Origin of the sequence: Actinoallomurus bryophytorum (genome assembly GCF_006716425.1) — a bacterium.
In the GTDB taxonomy this organism is placed as follows: domain Bacteria; phylum Actinomycetota; class Actinomycetes; order Streptosporangiales; family Streptosporangiaceae; genus Actinoallomurus; species Actinoallomurus bryophytorum.
This window is the reverse complement of record NZ_VFOZ01000001.1, coordinates 5,163,545-5,176,571: the sequence shown is the minus strand read 5'-3', so window position 1 is coordinate 5,176,571 and position 13,027 is coordinate 5,163,545. Positions and strand designations below refer to the sequence as shown.

The following is a 13,027-nucleotide window of genomic DNA, read 5'->3' as shown; positions in this document are numbered from 1 at the left end:
ACATCGATGTGTATGCTCATACACATGAGAACCCGCGATGCCGCCGCCACCCGGCAACGGATCCTCGAGCAGGCGCAGCGCCAGTTCGCCCAGCGAGGGTTCGCGGGGGTCACCGTCACCGGGGTGGCCGCCGCCGCAGGGGTGTCGCCCAACCTGATCACGCGCTACTTCGGTGGCAAGGACGGCCTTTTCCTCGCGGCGACGCGGGTGGAGATCCCGGTCTCGATCTCGATCGAAGGCGACCGGTCCTCGCTCGGTGCGCGGCTCGCCGCGAGCATCGTCACGCGCTGGTTCGACCTGCCCGGCGAGGATCCGCTGCTCGCGCTGCTGCGCGCAGCGGGGGAACGCCCCGAGGCGGCGGAGGCGCTGGCCGCCTTCTACGACACCAACGCGATGGAGCCGCTGCACCGCTACTTGCGCGACACCGGCCTGGACGACGCGAGCGCCCGCGACCGGGCCGCCGCGATCGATGCCTTCGTCGTCGGCGTGCTGACCCGCCGCCGACTGCTGCGGTCCGACCTGGGCGACCGTGCCGAGCTCGAGGAGTGGCTCGGCACGACGATCCAACGCCTCGCCGACGGCTGATACCCGGCACCAGGGCTGGTTCTCCGGCAGAACAACGACATGCCGGCCGGTGCGGGGACGCTGCGCCAGAGTGCTGCGTGGCCTGCGAGGCCTGCTTATCGGCCGACGCCGCGGAGCTCAGTGGGGACTCGGCCGTCGTTCTCGCATATGAGGAAAGGGGCCGGAGTGACCCGGCCCCTTTCGTGATCAGGCGTCGGCTACCGCCGGGCCTCGTAATCGTCCATCGCGCGGCCGAGCTTCGCGAACTTCTCGGTGCGGTTCACCGCAGGCTGGACGGGCGGGTTCATGGGCCGGTTCGTGTCGATGTAGCGCCAGCCGAGGTTGCTGAAGGCGACGATGATGTAGTCACGCTTCGCCTTGCCGGGCAGCGAATGCACGATGCCCGCGTCTCCGGCCGCGAACGCCGTCAGCCCGGTCTTGTGGGCGAACGTCACCTCGGCGGCGTCCTGGCAGGGCTGCGCGGGATAGACGTACTTCCCGTCGGTCGGGTCGTCGTTGACCGTCACGGTCCCGTCGGCGCCGATCCACCGCTGCGCGATGCGCTGCGGCATGCCCTGGGTCGGGTAGGAGTAACCGCAGTAGTTCGTCGTCGACAGGACGTTGTTCCACCCCTGTTCGCCGAGTTCCTTCATGAAGAACGCGCGGGACGAGGCGCTCAGGACGTCGCTGGTGACCGGCTTGCCGTTCGGGGCGGTCCATGCCCGGCCCGACACGCCGTTGATGAGCATCAGCAGCTTGGCGGTGTCGAGCGACGACATCGTGACGTACGGGGACCAGTCGCCGTTGGCCGGGTCGGTGCCCTTCAGCTGCAGCATCTCCAGGCCCATGTCCTGGAACTCCTGGTTGAGCCAGTCGACCCCGCCGTGCTCGTGCATCACCTTGATGAGCGTGCACGCCGCGCCGTTGTCCGAGACGGTGATCATCCGGTCGAAGTACTCGCCGATCGTCCGGGTCGTGGCGCCCTCACACCGGTCGGAGGGCTTCGTCGGCGTGTAGGCATAGGTGTCGCTCAGCTTGATGGCGCCTTTGTCCACCAACTGCATGATTCCGAAGCCGACCATCAGTTTGATGATCGACGCCGGGTAGGGCTCCATGAAATCGAGAGGCGCGTTCTCGCGGCCGGGGACGGTATCGGTCGTTCCCTGCCCGTTGGCGGCGTCCCACTGGTCGGTGTCCCACAGGCGGTACCGGACCGCGGTGGTGTGGAGGTTCTTGTCCACCGGGACGGTGACGCCGTCCTTGTACTTCGGGCTCATCAGGACGTTGCCGGAGGAGAGGGCACGCCCCTTCTTGTCGAGCTCGATGACGGCCACGTCGACCTGCGGTTGCTGATGGATCGTCGTGGCGGCGGCGGCGCTCACCGCGGGCGCGTGTTCCGGGCGCGCCGGTTCGGCCTGCTGCTGAGCACGGAGGGCGCGCGCCTGGGCCGATCCCGGCGGGGTCGTGTCCAGGACGTCGCCGAAGTTCAGCCCGGCCATGGTCTGCTGGAGCCGCTCGGCGAGGTCACCGGACCGGTGCGTGGCCGCGTCGGCCGGTTGAATGAGGGTGGCCGCTAACACTGCCGCGCCGCCGAGCGCGACCAGGCCTCGACCGCGTTTGCGAATTCGATGCAAGATCATCGCGACAGAGTAACCCGAACGTAATCGCCCGTTGAGGCTGTCCGCAAAAGAATGAAAACGTTACTCGCTGGTCTGTGCGACGGGTATCGCCGGTGACGTTGCGGTCGATTGCGCTGGTGCGATTCAGGGAGCGTCGTTCTGGAACTGGAACTGGATCCGCACGGAACCGTCGATCGGGATGATCAGCGTCGAGTTCCCCGCCGACCACACCTCTGGCACAAGGAACATCCGGTCCTGGCCGATCACGAGGAGCCGCAGCCTTCGGTAGCGATACCGGAACGTTTGGCCCTCGGCGTCGGGTAGCCGTGACTCCTCGACGACCAGGCTCCGCAGATACAACCTCTCCTTCGTGTCGAGGATGACGCGCGGTAGGCGGCCGAGATACACCGCCGTGTCCCGTGCCTGGCCCCGTCCGGACCACTGCGCGACCGTCGCGGTGACCCAGAACACGGCAGTCACGATCAGCACGTAGATCATGAAACGGCCGGTCCGTCGTAGCATCGCGCCGGGGTCGGCGTGGGCGGGCGTACGGGTCGCCGGGCCGTCCCAAGGCGCCTCGCCGATGAGGTCGGACAGCCGCCACGCGTACGTGGCGAGTCCGCCGCCGGTGATCACGAGTAGCGGCGTCACCAGGCTGTACGCGGCCCACTCGCGCACCAGTCCGTACGCGAACAGCAACACGATGGCGGCCGCGAGCACCACCGCTCCCGTCACTTTCGCGGCGCCGATGAGTCGCCGGATCCGGCGCGGCGGCAAACCCACGTTCGTGATCCTGCGGTGGATCGCCGCGTGCAGCAGGAGCCCGCCGGCACCGAGCAGCGTCAGCAGCAGGACCGGCACCAGCAGGGGTTGTGGGCTGCGCATGATGTAGTCCTGGGTGCCCAGGCCGATCGTGTCCACGTCGATGCCGAAGTACTCGTACAGCGCTCGGGATGATACGTACCCGAAGTAGAAGAGCAGGGCGCTCAGGATGGTGACCGGTGCTATCGCGGGGGCCCATGATCGGAGCCGTTGCGACAGCCCGCTGTCCTCCCGCTCGCCGCCACCACCGTCATCCATTGAGCGGTGGCCGCTCGCCCTGGGTGGCCATTGCCTCCGGCGACCGTTTGTCTCCGTCCGGGCGCGGGCCGCCTACCCCGCCGGATTCGCCGGGATCCGGTTTCGGCGGGGGGAACAGCGGGATCGTCCTGCCGCCCCGGCCCTTCACGTCCGCGACGAACGCGGCGCATGCCTGCTCGGCTCCCGGCTTGCATCGCACGTCACCGGAGAGCGACAGACTGGTGTCCTGCCGGCCCGTATCGTCGTCGAAGACCAGGGGAACCACCCCGACGTAGCAGGGCACGTCATCCGCCGTGAACGTGAAGCCCCAGCAGGACGGGCCGGCGCAGGAGCCTCCCGATACTTTGAACACGTCGGTTCGATCCACTCGGATCGCAGTCACCTTGGCCGAAATGCCGTCCGGCACGTCACCCAGCAGGCTGATCTTCACACAGTGCGTCTGGTTCACCGTGTCGGTGCTGTTGTCGTTGCTGCCGGTCGGCAACGTCGGTAACCGGGCGTAGGGCCGGTCCACCTTGGGTGCCGGATCGTCGGGGCCGGAGGGCTCCAGAGGCGGCTGCGACTCCGCGCTCGCGACGCCGGACGGCAGCGGGTCCGCGGTCGGGTCGCTCTTGCCACCGCACCCGGTGAGCAGCAGCGAGGACAGCAGGATGGTCACCAAGCCGATCGCGAGGCTTCGTATGGTGCGGGAAAACGTGGGTGCGGCTGCGGCTTGGGAAAACAGTTCATTCGGAGGAGCATTCATCAACTCAGCATCACGGCCGGCCGATGCGCCTGGCGATACGTCGTCCTACGCATCGCCGGCTTCCTGCCTACGTACCGCCGAGCAGCAGGTCACCATCGAGCGGAACGAACGCCCGCGTTCACGTCCGCCGTGTCGGCGGACGGACGTACATGGGCAGACTGAGACCGTAGGCCTGAACCGGTGTCACGGCATACGACCCGACAGCCGAACCGGCGTAGTCTCGCGCGTCGTTGCCTACTACTCCCCGAGCCCGCTCACCAGGTCGGACAGGTTTTTGGGCAAGGCATCTCGGGCCGCGGCCAACCGCGCCGAGCGGTCGCTCGGTCTCGGCGCGGTTGGGTGCCTGGAAGATGATTAATTGTAGATATAAAGCCAGTATAGGTACTGCTTGGTGAATGAGAAATAAGCATACGTGCATTTGTACGGGTAACCTTCACGCTCATACTGCTGACCATCATCCACACAGGATGACTTTTGAGCGTAAAGATTCCCGGTGAACTGCCATGCAGCCGCATGCGCGTCTGGAGCGCTTATTCCAACGGCCGCTATTGAAGCGAGTCCGACACTCGCTAGAAGTGTACGTATGCGCATTCCAATTCCTTCTTTGACGAAGTCGATGTTCGCTGTTTCGCGAGCCAGGCCGTGGCTAGGCGTCGTTATGCCGATATCTCGGCCGCGACGCAGTAGTACTTGACGTAGCCCCTGGTCGGGGAGGTTACGAGATACCAGGCGTTGGAAGTGCCGTAGCAGGCCGTGTAGGTGCCGCCGGCGATGGGATCGCATCCCGAGGCGTACCACACGCCCTTGGTGAGGCTGCCGACTACTTTGCTTCCGGTCGAAGGGGACTGGTTGATGGGAGTGTTGCTGTAGCGGGCCTTGACATGGCAGAGGCTTGAAAGCGGCTTAACCGAAGTGACCGGAGTGGATGTGGCGGCGAATGCGGTCCCGCCGCCGAGCAGTGCCGTTGTGGCGAGGCCGCCGGCGACGACCGAGGCGCGCATGAATGTATTGAGGTGCACGATCGAATTCCTCCTCCATTGACCCGCCGCTCACCGCACGGCAGGAAAAAGATTGTCTTTGTACAGACGCCTAAGATCCCAAGATGCGAGTCACCCTGAGGAAGTGGTCACTCGGCGCCGGCTCAGGCGATCCGCCAGGACGGCGATCACGGCGCTTACGGCACCCGTGCGTATGCGCATCTGCCTGCCCCCTCTGATCACGACGCCTCCCGCTCCCGGCGGAACGGGTCAGGCATCAGTGACCCAACATTCCGCAGGACGCCACAGAAGTGAATCCGGCAAATGACTCAATCAGGAGGCTTCCTACTCACGCCGCTTCCGTGCGTGACCAAGACATCTGACACTGCGGGCCGCCCCACCTGACGATCAGGGATCCGCGCAAGCCGGGCCCGTACCGGCTCACCAGGGTGAGTGGACGACGGCCTGTACGACGATGGCGGTCACCGCCTGGGCGGCGAGCCATCGACGGCCGGGTGCCGGCCGTAGTGCGGTGGCGACGGTCAGCCAGGCCGCGTACGGCACCCAGATCCGCTCTACCTCGCCCCGGGTGAGGCCGGCCAGGTCGAGCGCGATCGTGCCGGCCAGTGCGGCGGCGGCGAGCAGGGCGATGACCGCGTGGGCGCGCTCGGTCTCGGGGAGGGCACGGCCGATGCCGCGGCGTAGCGCACCGGCAAGCGCCGGGACGCTGTAGGCCACGGCCGGGCCCGTGAGCAGGCCGAGCACGGCGAAGTCGCCGATGAGGAAGAACAGGTACGGGCGGCGGCTCGACCCGCCGGTGGTCAGGTAGGCCTGGTGGGTGGCGGCCACTCCGTCGGGCCACCAGAAGCCCGCGAGGGTGAATGCCGCCGGCACGACGAGCATCGCGGCGAGCGCCGCGGCCACCACCCGCCATCGCGGCCGGGCCACGATCAGGACGGCCAGCGGCACCGCGAACAGCGGGAGCAACCCGTAGCTCAGGTAGGGAAGTACGCCGAACAGCGACCCGGCCGCGACGGCGCGGGCGAGGCCCTTCCCCCGCCGATGGTCCGGTGCGGTGGCGGCCAGCGCGAGCAGCGCGGTCGCCCAGGCTCCGACTCCCAGGAACAGGGCGTCCATGGTGGTCGCGATCCACAGGGCCATCGGCGTGAGGACGAGGAACGGCAGCGTCCGGCGGGCGAGCTCCTCGCCGGCCAGGGTCCGTACGGTGATGGCGATGGCCACGGACGCCGAGCTGCCGACCGCGATGATCAGGGCGGCGGCCCAGCCTGGTCCGTGGAGACCGACCGCGTCCAGTCCCCAGAGGATCAGCATCGGGCCGGGCGGGTGTCCCTTGACGTGGATCGGGTACTGCTGGGCCTTCTCGGTGAAGGTGGCGAGCCACCGCAGCGGATGATCACCCATCGCGGCCAGGCCGCCGAAGTACTCACCTGGGGTGGTGATCGGGCCGACGAGTCCCGCCGTGCCTTCGGAGACGGCCAGCGCCGACGCCCACCCGGCCGCCGCGACCCATCCCACCGGGACCAGCAGCGTCCATCGCAGACGGCGGGTGAGCACGGGGGCGACGACGATGATCAGCAGGGCGGCGCCGACGGCCGGCAGGAGCTGCCAGGTCAGCAGCCGTGCCGTCGCGTGCAGCGGCGGCAGCGCGTCCTCTGGTGAGTGCCCGGACCGCCGCAGGACGTACCCCCAGGTGAAGACTCCGGCGATCAGCAGCGCCCACGCCGCGACCGCGTACCATCCCCGCGCACGGGTGGCCGGTGCGGGGCGCGCGCTCTTCGGAGCATGGGGCCGCGTAGTGGGGGTCACCCTTTCGCGGGTCACCGCGCGGTACCGGGCACGGCCGATCCGTACGGCGTAGACGACGGCGCTCACGGCGAACATCGCGGCGACCAGGACCAGCCAGCGGCCGAGATAGGGCTGCTGTGAGTGCCCGGTGGCGGCCATGTAGGTCTGCCGGCCCTGCCGGATGATGCCGGGAAAGAAGAGCAGGAACAGCAGCCCGGCACCCAGAGCCGGCACGCGGATGTGGTTCACCGCCGGCACGAGCGGCGGTGCGGCGGCCCCGCGGCGAGGCCACAGCTTCGGCAGTGCCCGGGTGAGCGAACGGTCGGCCAGCGCGTACAGCGGAAAGACGACCAGGTCGTGACCGATGACGGCGCCGGCGAACCAGGCGAGCATCACCGGCCAGGCCGGGTTCGCGAGGGTCCGCGACGCCGCGTAGCCCGCCAGGGCGAAGCATCCGATCAGGGCGAGCAGGTGCAACGGGTTGGCGCCGTAAAAGTCCTTGACGCTCTTCAGCGTGTCGCGCATGTCAGCCGCTCCGGAACTCGATGGACCGCACCCACTTGGTGTTGTGCACACCCGGCAGCGCGGGGACGATGACGCGCGCGGGGTAACCGTGGTCGGCGGGCAGGTCGGCGCCGTTCACCCGCAGGGCCAGGAGCGCGTCGGGGTCGGTGACCTGGTTGGCCTGCAGCACGGCCTGGCTGAAGGTCCCGCCACGTTCGAGCGACCGTACGTGCGCCGAGGCCGGGCGTGGCACGCCGGCGAGTGCGGCGAGGTCACGCAGCCGTACGCCGCTCCAGGTCTGTACGGTCGACCAGCCTTCGACGCAGGCGATCGGCAGCCGGGCCGTGTGCTGGGGCATGGCCAGCAGCCGTGCCCGGTCGAGCTGGATCACGCGCGCGCCCGCGACCAGCACCAGCCGCCAGCCCTCGCCGACGTCGGCAGGCCTGATCGACGCCGAGGCCGCGGTGCGGTTGACCGGGAAGTCGGCCGCCGTCTCCCGGTAACCGCCGCGCGGCGCCAGCAGCGCCACCCGGCGAGCGGCTCCGCCGAGGCTCTGCCCGACGGTCAGGACGGCGACGAGAACGCTGCCGCCGCCCACGACGGTCAGGACGCCGCGCCGGCTGATCGTCGCAGGGGCGGGGTCGGCGGCGACCAGCCCTTCGTCATCGAGGGGTTCGGGTCGCGTGTCGGCGCGGGAGGTCCGCATCTCCTCGCGGAACGAACGGGACCGCAGCGCGCGCACCAGGTGCGGAAACTTGATCGTGGCGTGCACGGCGAACGCGGCGAGGAACACCCACGCGCCGTAGAAGTGGGCGGTGTAGAAGTTGAACCCGAACAGGTAGTCGTACTGGATGTTGAGCACGCCGGTGGCGATCTCGAACAGGATGCCGCCGACCAGCAACAACAGCGACAGCCGTTCGATGACCTGGGCGAGTGAACGCGCCGGCGGCCACGCGAACAGCTTCGGCACCACCGACCACAGCTTCGCCAAAACGATCGGCACCAGGACCAGCCCCAGCGTGACGTGCGCCCCTTGGTTGAGCCGGTACAGCCAGACCGGACGGGTCGGCCAGTCGAAGAACGGCAGCCGCAGCCAGCCGACGTGAGCCGGGAACGCCTGACCGAACCTCGGCGCGTACGCGGCGTACGACAACAGCCCAGTGATGATCACCACGGGCAGCGCCACCAGCAGGACCAGGCCCAGCACCGAGGTCAGCCACGGTCCGCGCAGCGGGCTCCGCCAGGCCTGGATTCTGTCGAGTCCGGGTGGACGGCGCCGTTCCAGGGCGCGCCACAGTTTCGCCGGGTAGCCGTACTCGGTCTTGTGCGTAGAGGGCATCGTCGGTCGCCGCCGATCAACGCGGCGGTGAGGTCGCGACCGCCGCGCTCACCTGGTGGTCTGTGGTCATACGACTCACCGTAGGTGTCGTCACGCTCACCGAGGGTCCCCCCGGGACGATCCGTAAGGGGTTCGTCAGGCCTGCGAGACCTGGCCGCCGTCACCGGTTCGTAAGGGCACGGGAGGTGAACTGCCAAGCGTCACTCCCGCTGCCATCATGATGACGGAAAGTAAAGCGCCGTCATCACTCCGTAAGGGTCACCGGGCGCCGCAGGGGCATAGCGTCCGCCGCATGATCGATGTCGTACTGCCCTGTCTCGACGAAGCCGCCGCCCTGCCCTGGGTGCTGGGCCGCATGCCGGATGGCTACCGCGCGATCGTGGTCGACAACGGCTCCACTGACGGGTCGGCGGACGTCGCCGCCGCGCACGGAGCCCAGGTCGTGCACGAACCCCGGCGCGGGTTCGGTGCGGCCTGCCATGCCGGGCTGCTCGCCGCCACGAGCGACGTCGTCTGCTTCATGGACGCCGACGCGTCTCTCGACCCCGCCGAGCTGCCCGAAGTGCTTGCCCTGCTCCGCGATGCCGACCTCGCGCTCGGCCGCCGCCGTCCGGTGAAGCGTGGCGCATGGCCGCCGCACGCCCGCCTCGGCAACGCGCTCGTGGCCCGGCGGGTCGGGCTCCGCGACATCGGGCCGATGCGCGCCGCGCGCCGCGAGCCGTTGCTCGATCTCGGCCTGGCCGACCGCCGCTCGGGCTACCCGCTCGAGATGGTGGTCCGCGCCGTAGGGCGCGGCTGGCGGGTCGCCGAGACCGACGTCGCCTACCACCCGCGTACGGGCCGGTCCAAGGTCACCGGGACGGTCCGCGGGACGTTCCAGGCCGTACGCGACATGCGCCGGGTGCTCGAGACCGTCCGATGAACGCCACGTTGCTCGTCATCGCCAAGGAGCCGGTCCCCGGCCGGGTCAAGACCCGGCTCACTCCTCCGTACACGCCGGCACAGGCCGCCACGATCGCCGCCTCCGCGCTGGCCGACACGCTCGAGACCGTCGCACGTACGCCCGCGCGCCGCCGGATTCTCGCCCTTGCCGGAAACCCCGGACCTTGGCTGCCGCCCTGCTTCGAGGTGGTGCCGCAGCGAGGGGACGGGCTCGACGAGCGGCTCGCGAACGCGTTCGCCGCCGCCGGCGGACCCGCCGTGCTCGTCGGCATGGACACCCCGCAGATCACCCCGGCGATGCTCACGGACGCCGCCCGGCGGCTGGAGGACTGCGACGCGGTCTTCGGACCGGCGGCCGACGGCGGGTTCTGGCTGCTCGGCCTGCGCGCGCCGGACCCGAGCATGCTGCTCGGCGTGCCGATGTCACGGCCGGACACCGGCGCGTGCCAGCTTCGCCGTCTCGACGGGCTCCGTGTCGCGATGCTGGAGACCCTGGTCGACGTCGACACGGCCGCCGACGCCGTACGTGTCGCGGCGCAGGCACCCGGCACCCGGTTCGCCGCGGCGGTGAACGCGCCATGATGGGCGGGCTGTACGAGGGTTCGCTCGCGGGCCGGTGCCAGGCCGAGATCGAGCACGCGGACGGGCGGACCGAACGGCTGCCGGTGGACGACTGGTGTGCCGGACGGCCTGGCGACGACGCACTGCTGGACCGCTGCGCCGGGCCGACGCTCGACATCGGCTCGGGGCCGGGCCGGCTCACCGTCGCTCTCGCCGAGCGCGGCCTGCCCGCCCTGGGCATCGACGTCACGCCGTACGCGGTCGAGATGACCCGCGCGGCCGGCGGGCTGGCGCTCCTGCGCGACGTTTTCGACCGCGTACCGGGCGCCGGACGCTGGCAGACCGCACTGCTGGCCGACGGGAACATCGGCATCGGCGGCGATCCGAAAGCCCTCCTGACGCGCGTCGCCACCCTCCTGGACGTGGACGGCCGTGCCATCGTCGAGCTGGGCGACTCGACGCACACCGAACTGCTGCGCCTGCGCGACGGCGGGCGGGTGAGCGAGTGGTTCCGCTGGTCCTACGTCGGCCTCGACGCGATCGACGCGTACGCCCGCGCGGCCGAACTGCGGGTACGGGAGATCTGGACGGACGCGTCACGAACGTTCGCGGAACTGACCCGCTGACGCGCGCGGCGACGGGGCTGCCTATGATCCGCCGCGGTCAGGCTCCGGCGGCGGCGAGGACGCCTTCGTAGTCGTCCAGACAGGGATCGCAGACTCGCAGGTGCGCGGCGACACCGGGGAATCGTTCTTCGGGGCTGCCGCCTGCGAGCCGTTCCTCCACGTAGAGGTCGAGCAGGTCGAAGGTCTCGGCGCAGCCCACGTCGAGGGGGTCCGTCCGCAGGAAGCGGTCCAGAGCTGACCGGCCGTTCATGATCGCCCCACCTCGTCGCGTGTCAGATATCCATTGGCGACCAAGTTCGCGCGCAGCTTACGCCGGGCGTCGAAAAGAGTCTTGTACAGAGCGTTGCGCGTGGTGCCCAGCTCGATGGCGAGCGCGTCCACCGGCATGCCGCCCAGGACGAGGGCCGCGAAGATCGTGCGCTGACGCTCGGTCAACTCTTCGTCGACCGCCCGGCGCACCGCCGAGACCAGATCACGCCCCTCGGCCTGGTCCGCAGGGCGGACACCGAACCGGTCGGGCAGCCGATCCCACTCCTCCTGCTCCAACGGCCACGTCCGCCGCTGCCAGAAATGGCGTCCGATCTTGTTGGCCACCTCGAGCACGACGAACTTGTAGGCCCACGTCGTGAACCGGCTCTCCCCCCGGAACCGGCCGATCTTCGCGATGATCGCGATCACCGCGTCCGCCGCGGCCTGGTGTGCGAGATCGTCGAGTTCGGGCCCCTCGACGCCGATGGCCGCCCGGCGCCGGGACACCTCACCCCGCGCGACCCGCAACAGCAGCTCATGAAGGCTCGCGACCGCCTGTTCACGCGCCGGCCCCGAGCCGGTCAGCGCACTCACCCAGTCGAAGGAGTCCCCGTACGCGACGCGCCGGTGCGCGAGATCAGGTTCCGCCTTACCGGCCGGCTCCGATGGCGACATGGGTCGAGCCTACGGTGCCGCTGATCCGTACGAGCCGCACAGGTCCCCTGGTGACGGGCGCCCTGTGGATCTTACGAAGTGCGTACGCGGGGCGATTCTCCGTAAGCCCCGCCTGTACCGCCGGTGCCAACAGTCGTTGAACGCGTTCCCCCATGAGCAACCGAACGGCAAGGAGCATCGTGAAGACCATCGCCCGTATCGCGATCATCGGAGCCGCCGCAGCAGCGGCGGCCGCATCCGCCGCCCTGCCCGCCTCCGCCGCGAACACCGGTCAGACCGCCCCGGTCTTCGTCCAGACCGACGATCCGAGTGGCAACACCGTCGTCGCCTACCACCGTGCCGCCGACGGCACCCTCACGCGTACCGCCGTCTACCCCACCGGGGGCCTCGGCGGGGTGGCGGCGGGTTCGGTCGTCGACCACCTCACCTCGCAGGGTTCCCTGGCCTACGACCGGAGCAGCGGCCTGCTGTACGCGGTCAACGCCGGCAGCGACACCATCACCGTGTTCGCGGTCCACGGCGACCGGCTCCAGCGCACCCAGATCATCTCCACCGGCGGAAGCTTCCCCAACAGCATCGCCGCACGTGGCGGCCTCGTGTACGTCCTCAACGGGCTGAAAGGCGGGTCCATCCAGGGCTTCACACGCGTCGGGGACCGTCTGGTCCGGGTACCCGGCTGGAAGCGCGGCCTCGGCCTGTCCGAGAACGGCGGCACCCCTGCCGAGGTCGCCTTCACCCCCGACGGATCGAAGCTGGTGGTCACCACGCGGGGCAACGCCGACAGCGTCGAGGTCTTCTCCGTCGGCCTGCTCGGCCCGGCGGCCAAGCCCGTCGTGTACACGAAGGCGGGTTCCGCGCCATTCGGCTTCACCTTCGACGCGCGGGGTCACCTCGTCGTGACCGAGTCCGGGCTGAACGACGTCGCGACCTTCGCCATCGCCCGTGACGGCAGGCTCACCCGGCTCGACGAGGTCGCCACCGGGCAGGCGGCGACCTGCTGGGTCGTACGGAACGGTGACCACGTTTATGCCTCGAACGCGGGAAGCGCCAACCTGTCGCGGTACAAGGTCGGTGGCACCGGCTCGCTGACGGCTCTCGGCGAGACCGCCACCGACGCCGGCACCGTCGACGCGGCCGTCTCGTCCGATGGACGCGACCTCTACGTCCAGACCGGCGCGAACGGCGTCGTCGACGAGTTCCGTACGAGCGCCGACGGCTCGCTCACCCGGATCGGCTCGGTGACCGTGCCGGGCGCCGTCGGCGGAGAGGGCATCGCCGCCGCCTGACCCGTGGTGGTGCCCGCGTGCCCCGCGGGCACCACCCGCTGACGACTCAGACCA

At 69.7% G+C, this 13,027-nt stretch carries 13 protein-coding genes; 5 read left to right on the top strand and 8 right to left on the bottom strand.

The window, feature by feature from the left end:
- Positions 1-24: 24 nt before the first annotated feature.
- The gene (locus FB559_RS24340; RefSeq protein ID WP_141957967.1) at positions 25-585 is read left to right on the top strand and encodes a TetR/AcrR family transcriptional regulator; all 561 of its coding nucleotides are present in this window, start codon (positions 25-27) and stop codon (positions 583-585) included.
- 197 nt (positions 586-782) lie between these two features.
- Here FB559_RS24340 and FB559_RS24335 read toward each other — a convergent pair whose 3' ends face one another.
- From FB559_RS24335 to FB559_RS24310, 6 genes are all read right to left on the bottom strand, one after another.
- Complete coding sequence (locus FB559_RS24335; protein WP_141957965.1) at positions 783-2,204, bottom strand: serine hydrolase; 1,422 nt, start codon at positions 2,202-2,204, stop codon at positions 783-785.
- A gap of 123 nt (positions 2,205-2,327) precedes the next feature.
- Positions 2,328-3,263 (bottom strand): hypothetical protein, encoded by a 936-nt coding sequence (locus tag FB559_RS24330; RefSeq protein ID WP_141957964.1) that lies wholly within the window; start codon positions 3,261-3,263, stop codon positions 2,328-2,330.
- Complete coding sequence (locus tag FB559_RS24325) at positions 3,256-4,008, bottom strand: hypothetical protein (RefSeq protein WP_141957962.1); 753 nt, start codon at positions 4,006-4,008, stop codon at positions 3,256-3,258. Before FB559_RS24325 ends, FB559_RS24330 begins: the two co-directional genes overlap by 8 nt.
- Before the next feature lie 656 nt (positions 4,009-4,664).
- On the bottom strand, positions 4,665-5,027 hold the full coding sequence (locus tag FB559_RS24320) for a hypothetical protein (protein ID WP_141957960.1): 363 nt from the start codon (positions 5,025-5,027) through the stop codon (positions 4,665-4,667).
- Positions 5,028-5,426: 399 nt separating this feature from the next.
- Positions 5,427-7,316, bottom strand: coding sequence for a hypothetical protein (locus tag FB559_RS44080; protein ID WP_185792375.1), 1,890 nt, complete (start codon positions 7,314-7,316; stop codon positions 5,427-5,429).
- Between the two features lies 1 nt (position 7,317).
- Positions 7,318-8,634, bottom strand: a complete 1,317-nt coding sequence (locus FB559_RS24310; protein ID WP_141957959.1) for a molybdopterin-dependent oxidoreductase — start codon at positions 8,632-8,634, stop codon at positions 7,318-7,320.
- Between the two features lie 292 nt (positions 8,635-8,926).
- Here FB559_RS24310 and FB559_RS24305 point away from each other — a divergent pair, with 292 nt between their 5' ends.
- Genes FB559_RS24305 through FB559_RS24295 form a run of 3 tightly spaced genes read left to right on the top strand, consistent with a single transcriptional unit; the run spans position 8,927 to position 10,763 of the window.
- The gene (locus tag FB559_RS24305) at positions 8,927-9,556 is read left to right on the top strand and encodes a glycosyltransferase family 2 protein (protein ID WP_141957957.1); all 630 of its coding nucleotides are present in this window, start codon (positions 8,927-8,929) and stop codon (positions 9,554-9,556) included.
- Positions 9,553-10,158 (top strand): TIGR04282 family arsenosugar biosynthesis glycosyltransferase, encoded by a 606-nt coding sequence (locus FB559_RS24300; RefSeq protein WP_141957956.1) that lies wholly within the window; start codon positions 9,553-9,555, stop codon positions 10,156-10,158. The genes FB559_RS24305 and FB559_RS24300 overlap by 4 nt, the downstream gene beginning before the upstream one ends.
- Positions 10,155-10,763 (top strand): class I SAM-dependent methyltransferase, encoded by a 609-nt coding sequence (locus FB559_RS24295; protein WP_141957954.1) that lies wholly within the window; start codon positions 10,155-10,157, stop codon positions 10,761-10,763. The genes FB559_RS24300 and FB559_RS24295 overlap by 4 nt, the downstream gene beginning before the upstream one ends.
- Positions 10,764-10,800: 37 nt before the next feature.
- On the opposite strand, the gene FB559_RS24290 is transcribed toward FB559_RS24295, so the two are convergent.
- The gene (locus FB559_RS24290) at positions 10,801-11,013 is read right to left on the bottom strand and encodes a hypothetical protein (protein WP_141957953.1); all 213 of its coding nucleotides are present in this window, start codon (positions 11,011-11,013) and stop codon (positions 10,801-10,803) included.
- Positions 11,010-11,687: a sigma-70 family RNA polymerase sigma factor gene (locus FB559_RS24285; RefSeq protein ID WP_141957951.1), complete on the bottom strand. Its 678-nt coding sequence runs from the start codon at positions 11,685-11,687 to the stop codon at positions 11,010-11,012. The genes FB559_RS24290 and FB559_RS24285 overlap by 4 nt, the downstream gene beginning before the upstream one ends.
- Positions 11,688-11,866: 179 nt before the next feature.
- Between FB559_RS24285 and FB559_RS24280 the strand changes: the two genes are divergently transcribed.
- Positions 11,867-12,973 (top strand): lactonase family protein, encoded by a 1,107-nt coding sequence (locus tag FB559_RS24280; RefSeq protein ID WP_221640155.1) that lies wholly within the window; start codon positions 11,867-11,869, stop codon positions 12,971-12,973.
- The last annotated feature ends 54 nt before the right edge of the window (positions 12,974-13,027 follow it).

Bases quoted from the DNA above. Each gene is read 5' to 3' on its own strand.
- FB559_RS44080 (WP_185792375.1), bottom strand. From the start codon at position 7,316: ATGCGCGACACGCTGAAGAGCGTCAAGGACTTTTACGGCGCCAACCCG.
- FB559_RS24330 (WP_141957964.1), bottom strand. From the start codon at position 3,263: ATGGATGACGGTGGTGGCGGCGAGCGGGAGGACAGCGGGCTGTCGCAA.
- FB559_RS24305 (WP_141957957.1), top strand. From the start codon at position 8,927: ATGATCGATGTCGTACTGCCCTGTCTCGACGAAGCCGCCGCCCTGCCC.
- FB559_RS24335 (WP_141957965.1), bottom strand. From the start codon at position 2,204: ATGATCTTGCATCGAATTCGCAAACGCGGTCGAGGCCTGGTCGCGCTC.
- FB559_RS24310 (WP_141957959.1), bottom strand. From the start codon at position 8,634: ATGCCCTCTACGCACAAGACCGAGTACGGCTACCCGGCGAAACTGTGG.
- FB559_RS24295 (WP_141957954.1), top strand. From the start codon at position 10,155: ATGATGGGCGGGCTGTACGAGGGTTCGCTCGCGGGCCGGTGCCAGGCC.
- FB559_RS24340 (WP_141957967.1), top strand. From the start codon at position 25: ATGAGAACCCGCGATGCCGCCGCCACCCGGCAACGGATCCTCGAGCAG.
- FB559_RS24290 (WP_141957953.1), bottom strand. From the start codon at position 11,013: ATGAACGGCCGGTCAGCTCTGGACCGCTTCCTGCGGACGGACCCCCTC.
- FB559_RS24325 (WP_141957962.1), bottom strand. From the start codon at position 4,008: ATGAATGCTCCTCCGAATGAACTGTTTTCCCAAGCCGCAGCCGCACCC.
- FB559_RS24285 (WP_141957951.1), bottom strand. From the start codon at position 11,687: ATGTCGCCATCGGAGCCGGCCGGTAAGGCGGAACCTGATCTCGCGCAC.
- FB559_RS24300 (WP_141957956.1), top strand. From the start codon at position 9,553: ATGAACGCCACGTTGCTCGTCATCGCCAAGGAGCCGGTCCCCGGCCGG.